This window comes from Vibrio sp. Y10_XG_PY6 (assembly GCF_024181795.1).
Taxonomy (GTDB): Bacteria; Pseudomonadota; Gammaproteobacteria; order Enterobacterales; family Vibrionaceae; genus Vibrio; species Vibrio diabolicus.
On sequence record NZ_JAMZAQ010000001.1, the window covers coordinates 155570 to 179521 of the forward strand.

General features: G+C 44.7%; 26 protein-coding genes. 13 read left to right on the top strand and 13 right to left on the bottom strand.

The genetic code is table 11. The features are described 5' to 3' along the window. Positions 1-123 precede the first annotated feature (123 nt). Positions 124-363 carry an RNA-binding protein gene (locus NL644_RS00730; RefSeq protein ID WP_005392166.1) on the top strand — a complete coding sequence of 80 codons (240 nt, stop codon included), beginning with the start codon at positions 124-126 and terminating at the stop codon, positions 361-363. A 58-nt stretch (positions 364-421) separates the two neighbouring features. Here the strand turns inward: NL644_RS00730 and NL644_RS00735 are convergent, their stop codons facing one another. Then, a complete protein-coding gene (locus NL644_RS00735) occupies positions 422-979 on the bottom strand; it encodes a GNAT family N-acetyltransferase (protein ID WP_253657866.1) in 558 nt (185 codons plus the stop codon). Positions 980-1363: 384 nt separating this feature from the next. Between NL644_RS00735 and NL644_RS00740 the strand changes: the two genes are divergently transcribed. Both NL644_RS00740 and NL644_RS00745 read left to right on the top strand, forming a co-directional pair. After that, positions 1364-1612, top strand: a complete 249-nt coding sequence (locus tag NL644_RS00740) for a hypothetical protein (RefSeq protein WP_012842405.1) — start codon at positions 1364-1366, stop codon at positions 1610-1612. Positions 1613-1902: 290 nt separating this feature from the next. Beyond that, on the top strand, positions 1903-2379 hold the full coding sequence (locus tag NL644_RS00745; RefSeq protein WP_006740877.1) for an Lrp/AsnC family transcriptional regulator: 477 nt from the start codon (positions 1903-1905) through the stop codon (positions 2377-2379). A 102-nt stretch (positions 2380-2481) separates the two neighbouring features. Here the strand turns inward: NL644_RS00745 and NL644_RS00750 are convergent, their stop codons facing one another. Both NL644_RS00750 and NL644_RS00755 read right to left on the bottom strand, forming a co-directional pair. Further along, positions 2482-3189, bottom strand: coding sequence for a DUF445 domain-containing protein (locus NL644_RS00750; protein WP_114322689.1), 708 nt, complete (start codon positions 3187-3189; stop codon positions 2482-2484). Positions 3190-3780: 591 nt separating this feature from the next. Beyond that, a complete protein-coding gene (locus tag NL644_RS00755; protein ID WP_005392176.1) occupies positions 3781-5631 on the bottom strand; it encodes an ABC transporter ATP-binding protein in 1851 nt (616 codons plus the stop codon). 403 nt (positions 5632-6034) lie between these two features. Between NL644_RS00755 and NL644_RS00760 the strand changes: the two genes are divergently transcribed. Continuing rightward, a complete protein-coding gene (locus NL644_RS00760; protein ID WP_054866774.1) occupies positions 6035-7036 on the top strand; it encodes an arginine deiminase-related protein in 1002 nt (333 codons plus the stop codon). Between the two features lie 130 nt (positions 7037-7166). Here the strand turns inward: NL644_RS00760 and NL644_RS00765 are convergent, their stop codons facing one another. After that, positions 7167-8090, bottom strand: coding sequence for an AraC family transcriptional regulator (locus tag NL644_RS00765; protein ID WP_005392187.1), 924 nt, complete (start codon positions 8088-8090; stop codon positions 7167-7169). A gap of 423 nt (positions 8091-8513) precedes the next feature. Between NL644_RS00765 and NL644_RS00770 the strand changes: the two genes are divergently transcribed. From NL644_RS00770 to NL644_RS00785, 4 genes are all read left to right on the top strand, one after another. Further along, on the top strand, positions 8514-8963 hold the full coding sequence (locus NL644_RS00770) for a cupin domain-containing protein (protein WP_114322690.1): 450 nt from the start codon (positions 8514-8516) through the stop codon (positions 8961-8963). 152 nt (positions 8964-9115) lie between these two features. After that, positions 9116-9466 (top strand): cyclophilin-like fold protein, encoded by a 351-nt coding sequence (locus tag NL644_RS00775; RefSeq protein ID WP_114322691.1) that lies wholly within the window; start codon positions 9116-9118, stop codon positions 9464-9466. Positions 9467-9623: 157 nt separating this feature from the next. Beyond that, a complete protein-coding gene (locus tag NL644_RS00780) occupies positions 9624-10289 on the top strand; it encodes a carboxymuconolactone decarboxylase family protein (RefSeq protein WP_243327427.1) in 666 nt (221 codons plus the stop codon). Between the two features lie 43 nt (positions 10290-10332). Next, the gene (locus tag NL644_RS00785; RefSeq protein ID WP_005398244.1) at positions 10333-10830 is read left to right on the top strand and encodes a cupin domain-containing protein; all 498 of its coding nucleotides are present in this window, start codon (positions 10333-10335) and stop codon (positions 10828-10830) included. 51 nt (positions 10831-10881) lie between these two features. Here the strand turns inward: NL644_RS00785 and NL644_RS00790 are convergent, their stop codons facing one another. Continuing rightward, the gene (locus tag NL644_RS00790; protein ID WP_114322693.1) at positions 10882-11574 is read right to left on the bottom strand and encodes an MOSC domain-containing protein; all 693 of its coding nucleotides are present in this window, start codon (positions 11572-11574) and stop codon (positions 10882-10884) included. Positions 11575-11685: 111 nt separating this feature from the next. On the opposite strand from NL644_RS00790, the gene NL644_RS00795 reads away from it, so the two are divergent. Together NL644_RS00795 and NL644_RS00800 are read left to right on the top strand one after the other, a co-directional pair. Beyond that, a complete protein-coding gene (locus NL644_RS00795; protein WP_181869487.1) occupies positions 11686-12501 on the top strand; it encodes a helix-turn-helix transcriptional regulator in 816 nt (271 codons plus the stop codon). Between the two features lie 88 nt (positions 12502-12589). After that, complete coding sequence (locus tag NL644_RS00800; protein WP_114322695.1) at positions 12590-13582, top strand: zinc-dependent alcohol dehydrogenase family protein; 993 nt, start codon at positions 12590-12592, stop codon at positions 13580-13582. 72 nt (positions 13583-13654) lie between these two features. Here the strand turns inward: NL644_RS00800 and NL644_RS00805 are convergent, their stop codons facing one another. The 3 genes from NL644_RS00805 to NL644_RS00815 all read right to left on the bottom strand — a co-directional run bounded on the left by NL644_RS00805 (position 13655) and on the right by NL644_RS00815 (position 15774). Continuing rightward, positions 13655-14350 carry a VC0807 family protein gene (locus tag NL644_RS00805; RefSeq protein ID WP_114322696.1) on the bottom strand — a complete coding sequence of 232 codons (696 nt, stop codon included), beginning with the start codon at positions 14348-14350 and terminating at the stop codon, positions 13655-13657. 167 nt (positions 14351-14517) lie between these two features. Continuing rightward, positions 14518-15003 (bottom strand): sigma-70 family RNA polymerase sigma factor, encoded by a 486-nt coding sequence (locus NL644_RS00810; RefSeq protein WP_065645210.1) that lies wholly within the window; start codon positions 15001-15003, stop codon positions 14518-14520. A gap of 84 nt (positions 15004-15087) precedes the next feature. Continuing rightward, positions 15088-15774, bottom strand: a complete 687-nt coding sequence (locus tag NL644_RS00815; protein WP_114322697.1) for a DJ-1/PfpI family protein — start codon at positions 15772-15774, stop codon at positions 15088-15090. A 125-nt stretch (positions 15775-15899) separates the two neighbouring features. Between NL644_RS00815 and NL644_RS00820 the strand changes: the two genes are divergently transcribed. Both NL644_RS00820 and NL644_RS00825 read left to right on the top strand, forming a co-directional pair. Continuing rightward, positions 15900-16856: a LysR family transcriptional regulator gene (locus NL644_RS00820; RefSeq protein WP_114322698.1), complete on the top strand. Its 957-nt coding sequence runs from the start codon at positions 15900-15902 to the stop codon at positions 16854-16856. 127 nt (positions 16857-16983) lie between these two features. Beyond that, positions 16984-17523, top strand: coding sequence for a CAP domain-containing protein (locus tag NL644_RS00825; protein WP_006740864.1), 540 nt, complete (start codon positions 16984-16986; stop codon positions 17521-17523). Between the two features lie 77 nt (positions 17524-17600). On the opposite strand, the gene NL644_RS00830 is transcribed toward NL644_RS00825, so the two are convergent. The 4 genes from NL644_RS00830 to NL644_RS00845 all read right to left on the bottom strand — a co-directional run bounded on the left by NL644_RS00830 (position 17601) and on the right by NL644_RS00845 (position 22318). Further along, positions 17601-18020: a VOC family protein gene (locus tag NL644_RS00830; RefSeq protein WP_114322700.1), complete on the bottom strand. Its 420-nt coding sequence runs from the start codon at positions 18018-18020 to the stop codon at positions 17601-17603. Positions 18021-19272: 1252 nt separating this feature from the next. Continuing rightward, positions 19273-20841: an alkyl hydroperoxide reductase subunit F gene (gene ahpF / locus NL644_RS00835; protein WP_109169293.1), complete on the bottom strand. Its 1569-nt coding sequence runs from the start codon at positions 20839-20841 to the stop codon at positions 19273-19275. A 157-nt stretch (positions 20842-20998) separates the two neighbouring features. After that, entirely contained in the window at positions 20999-21556 is a 558-nt protein-coding gene (gene ahpC, locus NL644_RS00840; RefSeq protein WP_005395542.1) for an alkyl hydroperoxide reductase subunit C, read from the bottom strand. Between the two features lie 303 nt (positions 21557-21859). After that, positions 21860-22318, bottom strand: a complete 459-nt coding sequence (locus NL644_RS00845) for a MarR family winged helix-turn-helix transcriptional regulator (RefSeq protein ID WP_114322701.1) — start codon at positions 22316-22318, stop codon at positions 21860-21862. 137 nt (positions 22319-22455) lie between these two features. Here NL644_RS00845 and NL644_RS00850 point away from each other — a divergent pair, with 137 nt between their 5' ends. Further along, positions 22456-22878 carry an organic hydroperoxide resistance protein gene (locus tag NL644_RS00850; RefSeq protein WP_005374640.1) on the top strand — a complete coding sequence of 141 codons (423 nt, stop codon included), beginning with the start codon at positions 22456-22458 and terminating at the stop codon, positions 22876-22878. Positions 22879-22937: 59 nt separating this feature from the next. Here the strand turns inward: NL644_RS00850 and NL644_RS00855 are convergent, their stop codons facing one another. Continuing rightward, entirely contained in the window at positions 22938-23837 is a 900-nt protein-coding gene (locus NL644_RS00855; protein WP_114322702.1) for a GyrI-like domain-containing protein, read from the bottom strand. Positions 23838-23952: the final 115 nt, after the last annotated feature.

Consider the following 23952-nt stretch of genomic DNA (forward strand, 5'->3'; position numbering starts at 1 on the left):
TCACTAAAAATCATTTAAACAGAAACACTTAGAGACATCTAGCCTTCGCAACAACATTATTCACTTGGTTTGTAAGGGAGAAGCTGAGAGAATTGAGGCGTTATAAACATAAAATGGTTTAATATGAAACTTCTAGTAAGAAACTTAGCTCGTGAGACGACAGAGCAAGACATCCGTACTCTGTTCTCAAACTACGGCAAAGTTGAGCTTTGCACCGTCGTGCTTGATCAAGAGACGGGTTTATCAAAAGGGTTTGGTTTTGTGATCATGCCGGATGAAGCCGAAGCCGTTGCGGCGTTGGAGGCACTAAACCTGTCTTCAGTACATAAGAGCAAGATTCGTGTGAAAGTCGCACAAGACTAGTATTTTTGCCTTTCAAGGTGAAAGATAAAACCAGCTGAGAGGCTGGTTTTTTAGTGCCTTAATTTTGAGAGGTTGCTACGGTTACTTGAGGCGAAAATATTTGCTGGTATACGCAGACTTCTCGTTCTTTTCCCTGCATTTTGATGATGTGATTGTCGATATACGTCATGCCCAACTTTTGAATGACTGATTGGGATTGTCTGTTTTCGACCAAGTGCATCGCTTTTAGGCCCGATAACTCAAAATGTGGTCTGGCAAACTGAATTAAAGCCATTGACGCTTCTTGAGCAAACCCATTCCCCCAATAATCGACGCCAAGCCAATACCCTAATGTGCCGACTCCCTCCGAGATGTTTAGCAGACTAACAGCACCAATTAACGCTTCGTCTTGTTGACGTTGAGTAATGGCATATATGACCCCACTACGTTGGTGATATACGCCAACATGGCTCTTAATCCAAACTTGTGCCATCGGATCTTCATAGGGATGAGGAATATTTGCGGTCATATCAGCAATGCTCTTGTCTCCTGCGAGTCGTGCGACTGTTGCGCTGTCTGTCGGATGAAATGGGCGAAGAATAAGCCTTTCTGTAGTGAGCGTTGGTTGAAGCGTCATCGTGCGTCCTTGAGATGAGTCAGTATCGTGGAAATTGCAGATTCACACTGTAAATCAGGCATGTTTAAACAACCAAGTAATGCCTGAATAGAAAATGTGAGTGAAAGCCCTATTTAAAACGCTATAGAACTGTTCATTGCAGATTGAAATAGCGAGTAGCAACAATTGCTTATGTGTGATGTGTCGTATTATTACACACATAAGTGCGTTCGTTCATAATAATGGTACAAAAGTTGAGGTCTGACCAATGTCTCAATTTTTTGATACTTTCGTCCAATTTTTTGAAGATAGGACACAAAAAATTAAAGGGGCTTTTTTATTGTGGAATTATTTTGAACAAAATATGTCAATTGTCAGTAGTACTGAAAAACAGGGAGAAGAGAAATGCCGGATATATATTGCGCAGCTTGTAGAAAATCAACGCAACATAAAGTGATCATGAAGCGTTGCGAGCCACAGCCCGTTGATTCGTTGACAGGTAAAGTGGTGAGTTTTACACAGCTGATGGCGAAATTTGTATCAGGTGAACACTACTACGAGATGGAACCACAATACTACTGCCGATGCTGTAATCATCGTGCAATTGGAGAAGTGATTCCTCATCCTACCAGGCATACGTCGGCAGCTCTCTAATTCAGAGCGATAGCTATGATTAATAGCTAAACAGGGCGGCTTGCCCCGCACGCCAGATCTATAAAGGCGTATCACACGCTTTCAAATTTGCGACTCTACGGGAGCCGCTAGATTACTTTTGTTCTTCATACTCGGTTATGGAGAGAGCGGCAGTAATCACAGCCCTTTCCTTCCTTAGTTATTTTCTAATTATTCTCTGCTGAATTTCACATGCTGTGCATTTGATGGTTTGCAATTGTTTAAGCAACGATTAATGTGATGCTTCCTGAGTGGTTACAAGGATGTGGTTAATGAGTTACCAATTGGACCGGATTGATTTACACATTTTGAGAGTGCTTCATTCAAGAGGCAGAATTCCAGTTGTTGAACTCGCAAAGCAGATCAACTTAACGACCTCGCCGTGTTCTGACCGCGTGAAGCGGCTAGAAAAAGAGGGGTATATCAATGGCTACCATGCGGAGCTGAATGCGGAAAAATTAGGGTTGGATGTGCAAGTATTCATCCATATTCGCTTAGACCAAACCAGTTTTTCCATTTTTGAAAAGTTTGCGAAAGCCGTCGAATTGATGCCGGAAATTGAAGAGTGTTATTCGCTCTCTGGGGACTTCGATACCATGATAAAGGTTCGTGTTAAGAGCATGAAAGCGTATCAGGAGTTTATGTCGAGTAAGTTAGGCACGCTTCCGGGCGTGATCCAGACTCGTAGTGAAGTGGTAATTGAAGAACATAAAACGGGATTTGGTGTTAATCCTGAGCTCCTTGGTTAGGCGAGGCATGCGTTGAGCCCCGTTATTTAACGTGACTTGGCGTATTACTTTTTCAAGATCAAAAAAGGAGCCGAAGCTCCTTTTTGATAAATCGGTGAGCGACTATGCGCCGATAACGGTGCTAATAACACCAATTAAACCGCCAAAAACACCGCCCCAAACGACTAGCCAGCCAAGGTGTTCTTTAATCATTTTTTGCACCATTTCTTTGACCAGTGCGGGTGTTAATTCGCTCAAGCGCTGATCAATGATGCCTTCAATGTTTTGCTTTATCTCATCCATCATAGCAGGAGATTCGAACTGCTCTTTCAGTGCTTCTTTGATGTTATCGCTCTTGCTCAACTCAATAATGGATTCTTGCATCTTTTCGACGAAAGGCTGCCGCATAGGTTGTAATGCCTCCGCTCCGCCAAACATCGCTAGCATGCCGCCAAATTGAGAGCCTTCGATCACTTCTACCAAAGAGTCAAAGGCTGGGTTTAAATCCACTTTCTCAATCACAGGTTGAAGATCGATGTTTACACCGCCCGCCATTTCTTTGTTCAAGAATCGATCGATGTTCGCTTCGGTAAAGAACTGCTCCATCATCAAGTTTTTGATAGCCAGTTTAAACTCTTCAAATCGCGCGGGGATCACGCCAGAACCGTATAATCCAGGCACTTTTTCAAACAGCATGTGGATGGCAAGCCAGTTAGTGATGGCGCCTGAGAACGCAAACAGCCCCGCATACCAAAGGTAGTCGTTTTGTAATTGATGACCTCCAGCCATCAAAGCGATAGCGAGGACATTCGTTAGCAAACTTTTGTTCATAGTGACCAGTTATATGTGAATATCGGAATAAATAAGTGGGCCTGATTCTATACCTAAGTCACATTGAGATGCTAGGTTTTGCCGTGGTGAGTGACCGTGCTGCGAAGGGATAAAAATGGATGTGCAGAAAAACAAAACCCGACAATTACTGTCGGGCCACTGCTTTTTCTTAGAAAAACTAAGATTCTATTTTTAATTTTAGATGCGGTAGATCTTACAACAAAGTTGGCATTTCCATCTTTCTGAGTAGCCGAATAGCTTGTCAGCCCAACTTGGTTTGAGTTGTACGATCTGCATTGAACCACATTTACACATAAGCTAATTACCTTATTGTTAATCTAATAACTAAGCCATCTATTGAGTATAGCTGTTTCTCAAAAAGTGAAATGACAAATGAAGACGGCTCAAAACTCTGTATTGTGTTCATTGCAATGGATACGCAACGAGGCGGTATATTAGCAGAAAAAATGTGAGCTTTATCATGGAGGGTGTTTCATATATGAGAAACTATAATGGCTACATGAGTATAGGTTTATTAATAAAAATGAAAAACGGCGCTTCATGCGCCGTTTCTATTGGGTTTCTCGCTAATTAAGAAACGTGTTGATTTTCTAACTCTTCAGCGATAAATCCGCCAGTTTGGTGCGCCCAAAGCTGGGCATAAATACCGTTGTTCGCGATGAGCTCTTGGTGAGAACCTTGCTCAACAATACTGCCTTTATCTAGCACGATGAGGCGATCCATTTGTGCGATGGTCGACAATCGGTGCGCAATCGCAATAACGGTTTTTCCTTGCATTAACTCATTCAAGCTTTCCTGGATGGCTGCTTCGACTTCTGAATCCAGAGCCGATGTTGCTTCATCCAGTACCAACAATGGTGCATCTTTGAGTAGCACACGAGATATTGCGATACGCTGACGTTGGCCGCCAGACAGTTTCACACCACGTTCACCAACTTGCGCATCGTATCCGACATTACCAAATGGGTCGGTCAGAGTTTCAATAAACTCATGGGCATGCGCTTGCTTAGTGGCTTTCAGCAAATCTTCTTCTGTCGCATCTGGGTTGCCATACAAAATATTGTCTCGAATCGAACGGTGTAGCAGAGAAGTATCTTGGGTCACCATACCGATCTTTGAACGCAAAGAGTCTTGTGTGACTTCTGAGATGTTCTGTCCATCGATCTTAATGCTGCCGTCTTCGACATCGTGGAAACGAAGTAACAAGTTCACCAAAGTCGATTTTCCGGCGCCGGAGCGCCCAACCAAGCCGACTTTCTCTCCTGGTTTGATGTTGAGATCGAGATGGCTAATTACGCCTTTGTTCTCACCGTAATGGAAGCTGACGTTATCAAAGTGAATGCCACCTTCAGTGACTACTAAGTCTTTTGCGCCTGGTTTATCTTTAATATCAATAGGCTTAGAGAGCGTTTTCATTCCATCGACTACGGTTCCCATATTTTCAAAGAGGGCGCCAACTTCCCACATGATCCACATCGACATACCATTTACGCGTAATGCAAGGCTAACAGCAATCGCAATCGCGCCAACGCTGATGGCACTATCCAACCACAGGTAAATCGATAAAGCAGCAACGGAAAACACCAAAATATAGTTTGAGATCTCTACAGCAACGTCGAAGCCGGTCACTAGGCGCATTTGACGATAGACCGTATTCAAAAATCCCTTCATGCCTTGCTCAGCATATTGGGTTTCGCGCTGGCTATGAGAAAACAGTTTGACCGTCTGAATATTGGTATAGCTGTCGACGATGCGTCCTGTCATTGTCGAACGTGCATCGGCCTGCGCTGAAGCGACGTCTTTAAGCTTAGGAACGAAATAGATTTGGATAGCGATGTAAGCGAGCAGCCAGACGATCATTGGGATCATCAAACGCCAGTCTGCCGTTGCTAACATAATGATCATGCTTGTGAAGTAAACCGTAACATAAACAAACACATCCATAGCTTTCATGACGGTTTCGCGCACAGCTAGTGACGTTTGCATGACTTTAGTTGCAACTCGGCCTGCAAAATCATCTTGATAGAAGTTTAAGCTTTGATTGAGCAAATACCGGTGTGCAAGCCAGCGGATAGACATTGGATAGTTGCCCAATAATGTTTGGTGAACGAGCAACGAATACACGATCACCAAAATGGGCATGACAACCAACAATAAGGTTCCGTAGAAAATTAAATCTGCTTTATTGTCTTGCAAGAACGTTTCTGGATTGCTGGTAGACAACCAATCAACCAATTGTCCCATCGCGCCAAACAACATAACTTCAACGACAGCAACAATCGTGGCCATCAAAGACATGATGATCAAAGGCTTTTCGTAGCCGCGGGTGTAATAACGTAAAAAAGCGAGCATCCCTGAAGGAGGCTGATCCGGTGTGGATTTGGGGAACGGCTCTGTAAAGCCTTCAAATCGTTTAAACATAACTCATCCTAAAGTTAAAACAGTGCCATTTGGGGTGGCTAAATCCATCGATTCACGTAGCTTTGGACGAAGCCGCGTGTATAAGAGTTTTTGGCTGCTCCTCGAGAAAGCAGACGGATTGACGAGAGGGGCGAAAAAATAGTCTAACCGATTGTGTTTTAAATGTAACTAGTTGGTTATGGGTGTGGTTGTCTATGGTTCTGATTCTTATGATGAATTCTTCGCATGTTCATCGCGATGCCATAAAACCTTAAACCTGCATAGTGACAATAAAATTTCGGGAGAAATAAGCTAAGTGCAGTGAAAATTACTTCTAGATAATTAAATTAATTGTGAAAACAGCAAAACTGAAGTTAACAATAAATTTACAATCTCCTCATTCTAGTGATAAGGAATGTATTGGATGCTATTACACGAATCAGTAACCCAATTTGCTAATGGGAAAGAAGAAAGCACGCAAAGTGCTCAGCGCCAAACCGCAAACTGCGTAGTGATGGTGCCACCGAAAGAGTTTCGTTTTAATGAAGAAACCGCACAAGATAATGAGTTCCAACATAAAGTGTCACTCAGCCAAGAAGAAGTCTCGCGTAGAGTGATGGCCGAGTTCGCGAGTATGGTAGCAACGCTGCGTCAAGAGGGCGTTCAAGTTGTTGAGTTTGATTATCCAGCTTCAGATGTTTCGACGCCAGACGCGGTATTTCCAAACAACTGGTTTAGCACTACGCCAGATGGCACGTTGTACACCTTTCCAATGGCCTGTGAAAACCGTCAAAAAGAAGTGCGTCCTGATGCGCTTGTGGCGGCACTAGCGCAAGCTGGGCGAGAAGTTCATCGACGTAGCAGCCTAACTGAATATCTTGATGAGCAAGCGTATTTAGAAAGCACGGGTGTGATGGTCTTTGACCACTTAAATAAAACGGTCTACGCCGCACTTTCACAACGTTGTGATCGTCTGGTTTTAGAAGATTACGCCGATCGTATTGGCTATGAACGAGTGATCTCTTTCCAAACTCGTTTGCCATCTGGTGCGCCTATTTACCATACCAACGTGATGATGGCCGTGGGTGAGCAGTTCTGCGTGATTTGTGACGAAGTGATCCCAGAATTTGAGCGTCGTTTTGTTCTGAAATCACTCGCCAAAGATAAGCAAGTGATCTCTATTTCGATTGAGCAAATGAACCACTTCTGTGGCAACATTCTTCAGTTGGAAACCATCAATGGAGATAAAGTCATTGCGATGTCGCAATCGGCATACGATGCTTTCTCTCCTGCACAAAGAAATCAACTTGCGACGCACGGTAAATTGCTGCCATTCGATGTTTCTACCATAGAATCTATTGGTGGTGGCTCGGTTCGCTGTATGTTGGGTGAGGTATTTTTGCCTAGTCGACAAGCGGTGTTATAAACAATATTGCGCAGTTTTGCTTGCAAATGCAGTTTACGTTCATTCTCTCCCAAATAATAAAACCGTTAGCCTCGAGGCAGTACGAGGCTGACGGTTTCACTTTCTAGCTTCTTCCTAGGATATTCCGAGCTTAACCCATACTCTCGCGCAAAGACTTGATGTCTTTGGATGGTGGCGCACCAAATAAACGGCTGTATTCACGGCTAAATTGAGAAGGGCTTTCGTAACCCACTTTAAACGTAGTCGCCATGGCATCGAGGTTTTCTGTCAGCATTAAACGCCGAGCTTCGCTGAGTCTTAATTTCTTTTGAAATTGCAGTGGCGTCATAGATGTCATAGAGCGAAAGTGGGTATAAAACGCCGATTTACTCATGCCACTGTAGGCGGCTAACTCACTGACACTTAACGGTTTTACGAAATTATTCTTCAACCAATCAATGGCCTTCGCGATTTGATGGCTGTGACTTCCTGCAGTCACGATTTGATTAAGACGAGCGCCCTGTTCGGTGATTAACAGTCGATAAAAAATCTCTCGCTTAATGATCGGCGCTAAAATTTTGATGCTTTGTCCTTCATCCAGCAGCTCTATTAAACGCAGAAAGGCGTCAAGTAATGGCTCCGACAACTCTCCAACCGCTATGCCTTTTTGTGCTTCTTTGCTTTGATTAAACGTCAGCTCACTATCGACAATAAGTTGAGATATTTCAGTCAGATCCAGCTCCATAATCACCCCTAAATAAGGTTTATCTTCACTGGCTTCAATGATGTTGGCGATAATCGGCAAGTCGACAGAGGAGATCAAAAAGTGGTTAGCATCGTAAACAAAGCTATCTTCACCCAACAACACGCGCTTTCTCCCTTGAGCAATTAAGCAAATACTTGGGTTGTGGGTGTAGCTTGTCGGTGGTGTTGGGGTTGCCCAGCGACTGAACCTTAATCCTGGAATTTCTGTGTCATATTGGTTCGCGCCATTTGCCCATTTCTCAATGTGCTTGGCAAGCTTTTCTATTGCACTGGCCAGGGTTGACGAAGTGTTTGACGGTACCTCTTGCATAAGTCAGTGCTCTCCTCTGGTTGGCCTCAGGTTCGGGGTTAACGGCATGCGATTTCTGCCTTTGTTGTTAACGCCTCTTCGGAGTCAATTAAGCATAGTTATAACAGTTCATTTCTTTAAGTAAAGAATATTGGGCAAGTGTCTATTTCGAGGTTAAGCGATCAGAGAGTGATCTTTCTGGTTGGTTTTTGAGCGGGTTAATTGTCTGTCATGAATTTTACTATTTAATAGTCAACTACTTATGTATAGATGAGTTTTTATTCCGCTTTTTCTAACCGGTCTCAAGTATGGTTGTCTTTTGTATTGGTTTGGAATATTGGGCAAGTATTAGCAATGAATAGGCTAACGGTCATCTATCAAAGCGCAATACAGTGAACCCATGGTTTGGTGAGTTGTAAGCACTCAAGAACACTATTTGGAGTCATGATGAATAACAAAAGCAATACTCAAATCCCTGACGTACTGCAAGCCGGTGTATTTCAAGGTCGAGGCATTTTCGAGTTTGGTGAAAAGAATGAAGCGTATGCGGATTACTTTACCGGTACGAGTTATCTGGCGTTGCTCAATCAGCCTGGTCTTATCGTGGCGAACGTAACGTTTGAACCAGGGTGTCGCAATTTTTGGCATATTCATCATGAAGGTGGGCAGATTCTGTTAGCGACAGGAGGGCGAGGTTGGTATCAAGAATTTGGCCAACCAGCACAAGAGTTGAATGTTGGCGATGTCGTGCATATCGCTTCAGGTACTAAGCATTGGCATGGCGCAGCTAAAGACAGTTGGTTCTCACATGTTGCAATAGAAATACCGGCTGAAGGCGCAAGTAATGAATGGTGCGAACCAGTCTCTGATCAAGAGTACATGCAACTAAAGTAGCCCGAGCAAGTTTTCAGTGAGAAAAGGGAATCTCGATGAGACAAGCATACCGTTTCAATCAGTGGGTGAGATGCGTTTTGGTGAGTAGTGCCTGGATGTTCCCCTGCATTGTAAACGCAGAAGTTAATAGCGCTGGATTGGAGGAAAATATAGTGAAAATTCGTTTTATTTTCGATGATTGCAGTGTTTTAGGTACATTGAAGAGCAGTGCGAGTACAGACGATTTTGTTCGTCAATTGCCTCTAACATTAGATCTACAAGACTACGCAAATACAGAGAAAATTGCTTACTTACCGAATAAGTTAACTCGCGAAGGCGCACCTTCTGGAACTCAATCAAAAACGGGTGACATCTCTTATTACGCCCCTTGGGGAAATTTGGTTATCTTTTATAAGGACTTTGGTTACGCGTCTGGGTTAATTAAATTAGGTCAAATCGATGATGGGATTCATTGCTTTATTTCGAAAGAAACAAACCGTGTCACGATCGAAAAAGTAAATTAATGACCTAGTTAACAATGTGAATTATTAATGTAGAAATCAGAACGCTAATAAATATATTTCTAGAACTTCTATGGATTAGAACACCGTTACATAATGGAATTTTGATATGAAAGCATTAAACAAATCTGTTAAATCAATATTAATATTGGTGCTCACTATGGCAACACTATGCACAACGAATATCGCTTCAGCATCAGAAATATTCAGTGATAAAGAGCGAGCTATTATTCCTATTTCTGCTTTTACTGCGAGTGGTGAAATAGAAAAACTAACACAAAGCCTTAATGATGGGTTAGACGCAGGCCTAACGGTCAACGAGACAAAAGAAGTGCTGGCTCAGTTGTACGCGTATGCTGGATTTCCGCGCAGTTTGAATGGACTAGCAACATTTATGACGGTGTTGGAGGAACGTAAAAGCCGAGGTATTACCGATATCTTAGGGCGAGAATCAAGCGCGTTACCTAACGATAAAACCAGCTTAGAATTTGGCGCTGAAAACCAAACACAACTTGTTGGTGCAGAAGTAAAAGGCGCGCTATTCGATTTTTCTCCGCAAATTGATGAATACCTAAAAGCACATTTGTTTGGTGATATTTTTGAACGCGATGTGCTCACTTGGAAAGAGCGTGAAATTGCTACGATTGCAGCATTAGCAAATATGAACGGTGTTAATAGCCAATTAGCAGCTCACTATAATATCAGTATGAATAACAATGTTTCTCTTAAAGAGTTAGAGGAATTTATTGTTGTATTAAATGAGTGCTGTGGTGAAAGTGTGTCTAACAATGCTCAATCGGTCCTAAAAACAGTTTTGGAAAAATAAATATTATTTGGCCAATCATATCAATTAGAAAGGAATTCGTTTTATGAAAAATAAATCATCATTGTTTATTTGGTCTGTGCTGTTGTCGACGGGATTTATGCTTCCAATCGCTCAAGCAGCCGATGGTAACTCATCTTCGCAGCAAGTTTATCGCTCTGCTGATCAGAAATCGTTTCAAGGACCTGAAAACCTATTTACCGGGAAAGTTAACGTCGAGATGTTGTTTCCTGAAAACGAAGTTGCAAACTACAGCGCCGCCTATGTCACTTTTGATGCAGGAGCTCGAACCGCTTGGCATACTCACCCTGCAGGACAACACATGATCGTCACTTCCGGTACCGCACTTACAGGAACGCGTGATGGGCATGTAATTCGATTTGCTGCTGGTGATAGTGTTTGGTGTCCTCCTGGTATCGACCATTGGCACGGTGCAACACCAAATGCGCCAATGACTCACCTAGTGGTTACGGCGTCAAAAGACGGTGAAAACGTTATCTGGAAAGAGCAGGTCACCGATGGTCAGTATGCAGCAGGACAGTAATAACCAAGGCCACGTTTTTATAGTGAGCGCAGAGCTTTTACTCTGCGTTTTTTATTGTCTTGTTGGGCCAACCAAGCGCATTTCCCAATCCTCGACTTCGCCAGTTTCTAGGCGGCGCTCGACCAACTTGCCCCAAGACTCGACTAACGGCAGTTCAGACAGCTTAGTGAGTTCTTCTCTATCTAAACAGCCAGTGAAAACCGCGCCCATGATGCGAGCCAATGGCCATTCTGGATAAGGTCTTTCACACAGAATAATCTCGTCACCTGCACCGATATCGCCTTCTTCCAATACTCGGAAATACCAGCCTGTTCGAAGCGTATCTTGCAGTCTTCTCGCCATGTCGTGTTGGTCAAATCGTACGTTAAGTTTCCAACAAGGCATGCGACCTTGCGACACTTCAAGTAGTGTTGAGCCGATACGGATTTTATCTTTCAAGCAAATCGTGGATTCGGTGACGCCCTCGGAGCTGATGTTTTCGCCAAAGCCGCCAGCGGATTGGAAAATAGTTCTTTCGCCTAATTCTTGTTGCCAGATTGGGTAGTGCTCGCTTGGGTAAATATGAAGCGCTTTTTGAATCCCACCATGAAAGCGCGGATCGCCTTGCTCATCACTGGTAAAACCAAGCTCTGTTGCGTGCTGGCGCTCGGGCAACACTTGTTTGTTGATTGCGCTTTGCGCTCCATGAGCATAAGGGACAGTTTTCCCTGCTAGCACAGCTTTTACGACGCCGATTTTCTTCATGTAACCTCCTTATTATTTGAATGAGAGATAAAGTGTTTACCTTCATTCGCGATGCGGAGCATGATAGCCTAGTGAACTTGTGTCGGAATAGGGATGAAAAGACAATCAACAATGCTAACTCGCCAAATTGATTCGAAGTCAGGCGTCATGACCTCCAATGAAATGATGGCCGCGAATCCCCATTCTCCTGTTTTGGTGAAAACCATCGACATGCCAAAAGGTTACATTGATGCGCTACATCAACACACTTGGCATCAAATCATCTTTCCTATCAAAGGGTTATTGCAAACGCAAACGGAGCATTATCAGCATTTGGTTCCGCACACTTCTGCGTTATTTGTTCCTGCGGGTGTTCAACACGAGTCGATTGCTCTGAGCAATACGATATTTGTTGGCATTTACCTCAACCCTGCGTTTGGCGCAACGTACGAGCCACAAGTGAGAACCATTGCTTTAACGCCGTTTTTAAATGAGCTTTTACAAGAGATCCGCAGACAGTGTGAAGGTGAGACAAGCCACGAAGAAGTGCTGCATTTGCTGGCGGTGTTGCATGATCAAATTTTGAAAAGCAACGTGCAGACATTTCAGTTATTACTGCCACAAGATCGCCGACTAAAACTGATTTTCGAGCAACTGACTGACGAGCCCGCGTTGAGCTGTTCGCTAAAAGAGTGGGGGGAGAAAATTGGGGCGTCTGAGCGCACTTTATCACGGTTGTTCGCCAAGGAATTCAACACTTCATTTCTGCTTTGGCGGCAACAAATTCGGCTGATTTACTCGCTTTCTTTGTTAGATGAATCGTTGCCAATCCAAGCCATTGCAGACCTAGTGGGTTATCAAAACGACTCATCCTACATCAAAGCATTTAAAGCCTATTTTGATATGACGCCACAACAGTTTAGAGTGAACGGCGCATCGCGCAGGTAGAAATACAGAGCTTCGACTTCACTTAATGTTTTTGAGAAGAAGCCATGAAACGTCCCTTTTTAATTTCAACTACATGGTATGAATAACAATGGCACCAACGATAAATACTCGAGTGAATCAATTCTGCTTTGGTCAGTCCAAAACGTCGCTGTCGTTGGAAAAAGAGCCCCTCAAACCGCTTGTTCAGGGCAAGATTCGGGTGCGACTGGAAGCCACCAATATTAACCCAAGTGACTTGCTTTCCATTTATGGTGTTGGGCAATACCGCCGCGTTCACGTACCACCTCGCGTGCCGGGATTTGAAGCGGTTGGGCGTGTGGTGGAAGTCAGTGGTGTTGGTCAAACTGACCTTCAAGTTGGGCAAAAAGTGTTGGTGGCGATGAGTGGTACTTGGCAATACTACATAGATGCTTCGCCTGAGAATCTTTTTCCGCTACCTGAAAGTTTGGATAACGGCTATGCCTGCCAGTTGTACATCAACGCGCTAACCGCGTGGGTTATCACCACGAAAGTGGCTAAGTTGAACAAAGACGATGTGGTGATCATCAATGCGGCGGGTTCGGCGATCGGTAAGATATTTGCCCAGCTTGCTCATTCACTGGGTTTTACACTGATTGCTGTGACTTCAAAGCCAGACGAGTATCCGTACGATACGACTCCAGTATTGGACGCGAAGCAAGACTTACACGTGCAACTGCAAACGCGCAAACTGCCACAACCAACGGCCGCTTTGGATGCGATAGGCGGTGAGGCTGGCACATATCTCATTCGTACCTTGAAAGAAAATGGCCAATACATCAACTACGGAACGTTGTCGTTAGCGCCTTATACGCCTGCGTTTTTTGAATCGATGAAGACCAACAACATCGACTTTAGCACCTTCTTTTTGCGATATTGGGAAGAGTCGGTAGGTAAAGGCGGGAGAAAAGCGGTATTCGCTGAAATGTTAGATCACTTTATTGCCAACGATATAAAGTTAAATGTAGCGTCTGAGCTGCCACTAGAGGATTTTCAAACTGCGATTGAAATGGTTGAGCAACGCTCATCGGCGGTGTCAGGAAAAATCATTTTGACGCTATGAATTACAGTGAGTCTGTTGAGAAAAGGGAGGATAAATCCTCCCTTTTTTGGTGGGTTATTTGTAATGATGGGACTATTTTAGATGGAAAATTTGTTCTGTTTCGAGCGATGTCATCGTACGTACTTGACGCCAAATGTAATAAAAAATACCGAACATCATTAACATGCTTGGAATTGCAATCATCGGGTAGCTGTAAAGCGTCATCTTACCCAACTCTTCATTAAAAGCAGCCGTGCCCGAAGGACTGGTCACGATCCAGGTCGCAAGGAAGTAGTTCATCGCGGATGAGAACGCAAAAGTACTCGCAAACAGATAGTTTGATGACATTAGACAACGTTCAAATGCCTCTGATTGACCGTTCTCTTTCAAGCGTTCGTTAATCAGCGATAAATTCAATACCGTGTCATTCAGTACTAACTTCTGCATCAGTGGGTAGCGGGTAAACGTTGAGCCCAAAACCGCTAAACCGATCAGGCCAGGGATCAGGGCTTCTTTCAAGGCTAACCAACGTGTATCAAGCTCTAACAAGCCAATGCCGCCAGTTAATAAAACACTGATAAAGCCAAGTACAGAAATAAAGTTAAATTTCTTGTTCCGGACAAGGTCCATACCGCCGTAAATGATAGGAAATAGCAAAGCGACAACCAGCGCCATTGCTGTTCCTAGGTGTTCATCGCCGCTAAACTTCATCAAGATAAAGGAAGGGATGAATACGTTAAAAAGAATCTCGAATAGGGGATTCGGCTTTTTCGCCGTTGTGTTACTCATAATGTTTTACTGACTCTACTCTATGTCGGCTGTTATTGTACTTTGACGAGAAGTGTTCATCTAGTCGCGCTTGATGTAAAGCGTTAAAGCGCCGAGTTGTGTAACGACTTATGAAATAGACCGGAGCATAGCCAGTTAGTTGACATGATTGACTACTTTTTTGTGTCTTAATCGCCCTCCCTCTGCGCAATGATCTGATTGCGTGCTCTGAATAATCGAGTCGCCACGGTGTTGTGATTAAGCTCTAAGACTTGAGCAATTTCATTATGATTAAACCCGACTACGAGTTTTAAGACCAATGGCTCTCGGTATTTGGGTTCGAGAATCATCATTTGTTTTTTAAGCCAATCTTGTGCCATGTCGTGGTCACTGCCAGGGTAGGTTTTTGCCTGTATTACACACTCATCAATATCGACAAAATCGTACTGCTTTTTATCAAAGCGCCGAGCATTCTCACGACGCAAAATGGTGATGAGCCAAGGCTTCGCGGCATTGGGATCATTTAAGTTATCAAAGAATCGCCACGCTTTCAGGAAGGTGTCTTGCGCCAAATCTTCAGCAAGGTGATGATCTTTGCATAGCCAATATGCGAGACGATAGATATCTTGGTATCGCTCCTTCGTCAGTGCTTCGTATCGTTTGTGTTTTTCCATAGGATTAAGATCAGAAGTGTAGAGCTGAGTAGCAAGGTAACCTCTGAAGCTTCAAAGGTTACCTGCGGTTTCGTCCTTGCCCGCTTAAAATGGTTGGGTAGAAAAACGTGAGTATTGAAGGGCGTCTGCGACTTCTTGAGCTTTAGATTCCGAAGTCATGAGATGCAGCAATTTAAGTGCGGCCTGATAGCTAACTAGGCTGCCGTTTGAGGTGATGACGCCCTCATCAACAACAAAATTCTGGTCGACCTGTACATCAACTGCTGGATAGTCTTTTTGTAATCCGTTTTCACCTCCTGCCCACGTCGTCGCTTTCTTACCGTTTAACAGGCCAGCCTCGGCCAATAGATACGCACCAGAGCAATTACTTGCCATCCAATCTGCCGCCTTTGATGTGGTTTGAATAAAGTGAATGAGATCCTTGTTTTCGATTAGCGCATCCATGTCGTAGCTGGATGTTAAAACCAGCACGTCGAGTTCCGGCTGATCGCCAATCCAAGCATCCACACCAATTTTTAATCCCTCTTCAGTGGTGATGGTTTTCTGTTCAGAGACGGAAATAGTGACTACTTCATAATCGCTAAACCAAGTCAGACGACTTGCAACGCCAAAGACCTCTAAAGGCGCAGTAACATCAGAGGTCAGTACGCCGTCGTAAACTAGAATGCCAATGCGTTTATCCGTCGCATGTGCCGTTTGAAGCACCCCAAAGAATAGGACTAAGGTCGCTATCAATAGTTGTAGTGCATTCTTTAATCCATTTTTACCCATTGTTTTTCCTCGCTAACAGAGCATCAAGTTATTGAGATTCATTATATTTGGGCTGATTGGTGATTGAAGAGCCACTTTGTCTTTACTAAAGTGAATAAAGTTCACGAATGGAATGCACGAGTTTTATGGATAAGATACGGTCCCTACGATTTTTTATTGCCACTTTAGAAGGTGGCAGTTTTGCTGCGGCCGCCAAAGCGTATGGCACAGACCCTTCTACGGTGAGTAAGGCCATCCATCGTCTTGAAAGCGACTTGGGAATACAGCTTTTCCAGCGTTCTACGAGACAGATCCGTCTGACAGATGCCGGTCGTCGATACGCAAATACCGCTAGGTTTGTACTGGACGAACTGACAGCGTGTGAGGATTCATTGAAAAGCCACAATGATGCGCTTTCAGGACTGCTTAAGATTAATGTGCCGGTCTCTTACGGTCGCCTTTACATTCGCCCTTTATTAAAAGAGTTTTGTCGCCGCTACCCCAGCATCACGATCGATATTCATTACGATGACGCCTACGTTGATATTATTGAGCAAGGGATTGATGTGTCGATTAGATCTGGTGTCGTTCAGGACAGCCAGTTGATTGTGCGCCAGCTTAGTCCTATCGATTTTATTATTTGTGGCAGTCAGGATTACTTAGCGCGCCATGGTGTTCCGAGTGGCCCGGATGTATTCAATGACCATTCTTGGGTTCGTTTTCGTTTTAAACAAACGGGAAAACTGTTGCCGATTCGGATGCCAGAACCAGACGGTGCAAGTGAGTATAACCCCGAGAGAAATTTTATTGTAAACGACGGCGAATCCATGGCAGAGCTTTGCGCAGAAGGTTTAGGGTTAACTCAGATTCCTCATTTTATCGCGAGAGACTGGCTCAAAGCGGGGCGTTTAGTGCCGATATTTCCGAGTATGCGCCAAGCAGGAAATGGCGTGTATCTTCTCTATGCCAACCGGGAATATGTGCCTGCTCGAGTGAGGGTGTTCATCGATTTTATCACCCAAGCGATACAGGAGATGGATGAAACGCCATTCCATACGTGGGCTGAAACGTTGCCGATTTACCAACCGAACCAAGGCGATTGAAAACTTCATGTGAGTCTTTGGTTAAAACACTCCAAGCCATATGGTGCTTTTATGGGTTTTTGTTAGGTTATTGGCCGTTATTATCGACAAGCGCAGTTTGCTCTTCGTCACTCATAAAGGAAAGACAATGCCAACTAAGATCTTAGTGCCAGTTTTGGCTCTACTTCTCAGCGCATGTGGCGGCGACGGGGAGTCGTCAGCACCTGTAGACAGCGGCTCTCAAAACACAGGTTCCACATCGTCACAAGGCACATTTGCCGAGCAGATGCTCGCAGCGGTCAACAGTGCTCGCTCTACTACACAGCAGTGTGGGGCAACCACCATGCCACCTGTTGGGGCCCTGACTTGGAGCTACGATTTGGAAAGCGCCGCTTATCGACATTCAAGCGACATGGCGAACAGCGATTTCATGAGTCATACAGGCTCCGATGGCAGCAATATGTCAGATCGAGTCAACGCAACGGGCTATGCTTGGAGCGCCATTGGTGAGAATGTCGCCGTAGGGCAAAGTTCCATTAACGCCGTCGTTAATGCTTGGTTATCGAGCGAAGGTCACTGCCTCAATATCATGAGTGCGGATTTTGATCAGATGGGCGCGTCGCTTGTCGAAAATCACTCTGCAAGCTACGGGTATTACTGGACTCAGGTTTTTGCTAAACAGCGCTAATGCGATAAAGAAACCTGATAGATAAACTAAAACGCCAGTAGTCACCATCTGCTGGCGTTTTATTGTTTACGTCTCTTTTAGCTTGTCAGGTTACGAAGTTTTGGATCATCCGTCAGGTATTCAACAAATTCGATCTCAAAACCTGCAGGGTCAACAAAATACACATTCTTGCGGTATGGCTCATCAGCCCCAGGTTGGGCAATTGAATAACCGGCATCGGTCAGTCTTTTTATGATGGCATCGACGTTGTTGGTCACATAAGCAAAATGCGCTAGCCCTACTTGGTGGCCGCCCAACTCGCGGTTCTCTCCTTCACCGTGGTCACTCATAGCAATGTATTGATACTCGTCGCCAAAATGTAGCCAGTTTCTTGGCTTACCACTCCATTCGCCTTTCCCCTCATCACGCACGTACCAATGTGGAAATGCAGTTTGATAAAACTTCAGCATTTCAGGGATGTTTTTCACGACTAAATTAATATGTTCTAGTTGGATCATGATGTGCTCCTTTTTGTCATTTCCTAGCCAACGATGAACATGCTAAAACCTCAAGTTAAGTCGAGGTAAAGAGCTTTTTTAAAATTTTTTAGGGTTGATATCTTTGGATCTTGATACATGGAGAGATTCGGTGGAGTGGTACTTTGAATCTGCGAGTTGGGTTAGGTGCTTGCAACCCTCTTTCATCTTTTGTTTGTTCGTGCTAATCATTTTCGAGCGAGTTTGTGGTGAGTAGATTCCCTGTCTCACCTAGGTTCGCGGGAATGACGCGAAGAGAGCGCTTAACGAACAGCGTCATTCTGAAGGAGCCTAAGCGAGTATTCAGAATCTATTTGCAGCGCGTTTTGATGCTGGTGGTGTGAATTGAATTATCCGTAACTGTAGAACTTGCCACCGTGAGCTCGGAGTGCTGAGATCTTTAGAGTTTGATACAAGCGCAGGTTAGGTGGGGTTGGTGGTTTGAGGTTGAGAGGAGGATCATGTTCAGAACCCTCTAACCGTTGATGCGTCACGTGTATGTGTATGAATTTCTCTCGTTCAAGCTTGCGGTGGGTAGATTCCCAGTCTCACCTAGGCTCGCGGGAATGGCGTGAAGAGAGCGCTAAACGAATAGCGTCATTCTGAAGGAGCCTAAGCGAGTATTCAGAATCTATTTGCAGCGTGTTGTGATGCTAGCGGTGTGAAGTTAACTGTCCACGATTGCAGAACCAGTCCCTCCCCTTTGAGCCCGGAGTGTTGAGATCTTTAGAGTTTGATACAAGCGAAGGTTAGGTGGGGTTGGTGGTTTGAGGTTGGGAGGAGGATCATGTTCATGAACTCTCTAACCGTTGATGCTTCACGTGTATGTGTGTGAATTTCTTTCGTTCAAGCTTGTGGTGAGTAGATTCCCAGTCTCACCTAGGTTCGCGGGAATGACGTGAAGAGAGCGCTAAACGAACAGCGTCATTCTGAAGGAGCCTAAGCGAGTATTCAGAATCTATTTGCAGCGCGTTGTGATGCTGGTGGTGTGAATTGAATTATCCGTGATTGTAGAGCCATTCCCTCCAGTTTGAACTCGGAGTGCTGGGGGATGTACTTACACCCCTCCCCAAAAACCAAAAAAGCCAGCAGTTAATACCTGCTGGCAAAGTCTTTGGGCTTCTAGGTTTTTTTTGATTTTATTTCTTGTTACTCATCGCTGTCACGGTGCCCCGATTGGTTTTCCGGGGAAGAAAACACCGCACCGTGCGCTTTGTGCTCAAGAAATTGGAGATTAACCTTGCTTACGGATTAGGTAGTCAAACGCGCCTAAGCTTGCTTTTGCACCCTCACCCATCGCGATGATGATCTGTTTATAAGGAACCGTCGTAGCGTCACCGGCTGCGAAGACACCTTCTAGGCTGGTTTCACCACGGCTACCAACTTCAATTTCGCCGCGCTCAGAAAGCGCTACTTCTGAATCTTTTAGCCATTCTGTGTTTGGTACTAGACCGATTTGGACAAAGATACCTGACAGTTCAATTTCTTTGATTTCATCTGTGTTGCGGTCTTTGTACTTCAAGCTTGTTACGCGAGTACCGTCACCCACAACTTCAGTAGTTTGCGCCATCGTGATGATGTCTACGTTTGGTAGTGAGTTCGCTTTGTCGATAAGCACTTGGTCTGCGCGAAGTACGTCTGCAAATTCAAGAACGGTTACGTGTTCTACGATACCAGCAAGGTCGATAGCCGCTTCGATGCCTGAGTTACCACCACCGATAACAGCGGTTTTCTTGCCTTTGAACAGTGGACCATCACAGTGTGGGCAGTACGCGACACCTTTGTTGCGGTACTCTTGCTCACCCGGAACGTTCATTTCACGCCAGCGTGCACCAGGGCTTAGGATGACACTCTTACTTTTCAGCGTTGCACCGCTTTCAAGTTGGATGTGAATCAAGCCATCATCTGTGTGCGCTGCGCCCATTAGTTTTTGCGCTTGTTGCTCAGTCACAACGTCTACGTCATATTCTTTTAGGTGCTCGGCTAGGTCAGTCGCCAGTTTTGGACCTTCAGTACGTTTTACCGAGATAAAGTTCTCGATTGCCATGGTGTCCATCACCTGACCACCGAAGCGTTTAGCGACAACGCCAGTGCGAATGCCTTTACGCGCTGCGTATAGTGCAGCTGCACTACCACCAGGGCCACCGCCGACAACTAGCACGTCGTATGGGTCTTTTTCGCTCAGTGCTTTGGCTGCTTTCTCGCTCGCGCCATCATCCACTTTGTTTAGGATTTCAGTTAGAGACATACGGCCTTGACCGAATAGCTCACCGTTCACGAATACGCTTGGTACGGCCATGATGTCGCGTTGTTTCACTTCATCTTGGAAGAGTGCACCGTCGATCATGGTTGCTTTCACTTTCGGGTTGATTGCCGCCATCATGTTGAACGCTTGAACAACGTCTGGACAGTTTTGGCACGACAGTGAAATGAACACTTCAACTTCCAACTCTTTATCTAGCGCTGCGATTTGTTCAATCACTTCCGGCTCTAGTTTGATTGGGTGACCACCAGAGTGCAGCAATGCCAATACCAGAGAGGTAAATTCGTGACCCATTGGTAGGCCAGCAAAGCGAAGTGCTGTGCCTTTTACTGGGTTGGTCACCGTCATCACTGGTTTACGTGCGCTTGCGTTGTCGTCACGTTCAACGGTGATAAAGTCGCTCATCTCTGCGATTTGGTTCGCCAGAGACAGAATGTCATTCGATGCTTTGCTTTCATCTAGACTAACCACTAGACGAACGTCTTCTTTTACATTAGCCAGATATTGTTTGAGTTGTTGTTGGATCGCTTGGTCTAACATAGTTGTTGTTACCTTAAATAAACAAAAGAGTGGTTACTCTGGATAAAATCAGTAGGGAGAGAGCAAACCAGGCAGAAGGTCGTCAAGGTATCTAACCTGGAATGCTCTCTAAGTTAAGCGTCAATTAGCATGTCAAATTGAGCTTAAATTCAGTGGCTTAGATTTTGCCTACTAGGTCTAGAGAAGGAGCTAGCGTCTCTTCGCCTTCTTTCCATTTTGCTGGGCAAACTTCGCCTGGGTGTGCTGCTACGTACTGAGCTGCTTTCACTTTGCGTAGTAGGTCTTCTGCGTCACGACCGATACCTTCAGCAGTGATTTCCATTGCTTGGATAGTACCTTCTGGGTCGATTAGGAACGTTGCACGGTCTGCAAGACCTTGACCTTCACGCATCACACCGAAGTTGTTTGTGATGTTGCCTGTTTGGTCGCCAAGCATGTAGTACTGGATCTTGCCGATGGTTTCTGAGCTATCGTGCCAAGCTTTGTGAGTGAAGTGTGTGTCTGTTGATACTGAGTACACTTCAACGCCGCGTTTTTGTAGCTCTTCGTAGTGGTCTGCTAGGTCACCTAGTTCTGTCGGACATACGAATGTGAAGTCTGCTGGGTAGAAGAAGAATACAGCCCATTTGCCTAGAACATCTTGTTCTGTTACTTCAACGAATTCGCCGTTTTTGTATGCTGTAGCTGCAAATGGTTTGATCTTTGTATTAATCATTTTTACTTTCCTCAGAATGTTTTAGGGTGAGCAGTTCTTGCTTTCGGAAAGTATATTCGCATTGGATTGTGTTTAAGGAAAATTGCTTGTAACTATCCTATTGATAGTCATTTCCTATCTTTCTTAATAGAGAAACCCGATGTAAGTGAGTTTGCTTTGATAGGTTTTATTGAAGAGGAAGGCCAAGTGGTAATAGAGAATACTGATGATGACCTTTAAGATATCGTCTGGCTAAGATCGAAAGAACCTGCATCTCGGCAGGCTCTTTCTAATAGGAAGTGGGGAAGCTGATGCTTTTATTTTTTAGTTCAGATTGTCGAGCACCTTGCCGCACAACTTCTTCAGCATGATCATTTCATCCAGCTCTAACGTGATTTTACACATCATGGCGTTTGGCACTGACTTGGCTTGCTTTTTGAGGTCACGACCTTGCTTTGTGAGGTTGAGTACGCGTACGCGCTCATCGGTGTCACTGCGACCACGTTCTACATAGCCTTTTGTTTCTAATCGTTTAAGCAGCGGCGTGAGCGTGCCTGAATCCAAATGCAGTTGCGAGCCCAATTCTTTAACGCTGGCGCCGTCTTTCTCCCACAACACCATCATCACTAAGTACTGCGAATAAGTCAGATCAAGTTCGTCCAGCAAAGGGCGGTAAGCTCGGATCACCGCATTTGCAGCACTATAGAGCGGGAAGCAAACTTGGTTTTCGAGTAAGAGTTTATCGTCGTTGGTCATGGTGTTGTCGGTGTAACACTGGCTCATTGGCGTTGCCTACCTGCTCACAGAGAAAGAGAGTAACAAAATCAATTGTGCACAATATAGTTGCAAACGATCTTTACTTCGATATAAGATTGTAAGCAATTAAATTGTGCACAACTTAAATTAAGAAGGACAATCGTATGACTACTCTATACAAAACTCAAGCTACTGCTTTGGCTGGTCGTAATGGTCAAGTAAAAACAGATGACGGTCTTCTCGATCTAGAGCTGTCATACCCGAAGGAAATGGGCGGCACAGGTGCGGCAACTAACCCTGAGCAGCTTTTCGCAGCGGGCTATTCAGCATGTTTTTCTAACGCTATTCTGCACGTAGCACGTGAAGGTAAAGTAAACCTGAAAAGTGCACCCGTAACAGCGGAAGTGGGCATTGGTCCGAACGATAACGGCGGCTTTGCACTAACAGTGAGCTTAGCGGTAGAGCTAGATATGCCACAAGAACAAGCATTAGAGCTAACGCGCATTGCACACCAAGTTTGCCCATACTCAAACGCCGTTCGTGGCAATATTGATGTTGCTGTTACAGTAAACGGCGAAGCGATCTAATCGATTTAGACATTATTTCTAATAGAAGGAAAGCCTGCGAACGTGCAGGCTTTTTTCGATTATTTGATGGCAGTGCAGAAGCTGACGTCTGCATGGTGCGTTTGTGGATCGTAGCTATGATAAAGTTCGAAGCAAGGTCGACAGTCGTTTTCAATACCAGATTCAACCACTTTGCTCATCAAATCATCCCATGCTTTAGGGTATTGGCTGAATTCGGTAATTTGCTGGCGCATCACCGCATATTGACCGCCGGGGAAGTCTTGCAGCTCAATGCCTTTTGGTACTTCGGTATCTTCTGGCACCATTAGACAGATGTCAGTACGACACTTCTCGTCTGGCGTGATTTCTGGGTTATCGTGATAAATGAAGATACAGGTATTGCCCGCCAAACCTTTCATTCCTGCCCATTGATACAAGCGACCTGATGGTTCTTCATAACCTTGGCCATAAGGGCCGTTAACGCGAATGTAAGCCAATTTTGCTTTATCAAAGTTTTGCGTTTCCATATTGTTGCTCCATGTTGTGAGTTCAGAGTCAGTATATGAATCGCTTAGGGCTCGTTCGTTTCCATTCTTGCGCAGTGCGTGTCCAATCTTGCTGTTTCGCGCGAGTTCAGAAAATTGCTGGTAGTTTTTACAATCGCGAAAGGCGGTTGGTGTTACGCCATAATGCTGCTTAAACGCTTTAGCTAGGCTTTGCGAACTAGAAAAACCGTACTCTAACGCGATGTTCAGCACTGGTTGCTTTGATTTGAAAAGGTCGTCTGCTGCCGCCTCTAGCCGTAAACGTCGGATGAAGTCGGCTAATGTTTCGCCTTGTACCGCCTTGAAGGTACGGTGAAAATGATAGGGAGAGAGGTTGGCTAGCGCTGCCACTTCGAGCAAATTGAGAGGATCGTTAAAGTGCTGTTCCAGATAGCGAATAACAGGAACGAGTCGTTGGTGATAATCGACACGCATGAGAGGGGCCACCCTTGTTTGATTTGCTCAAAGCGTACCGCAACGAAGCAAGGATTCAAGGCTAGTATCGAATAAATGCGTCGTAGTCATTTATTTCTGATTATGATGCATTCTG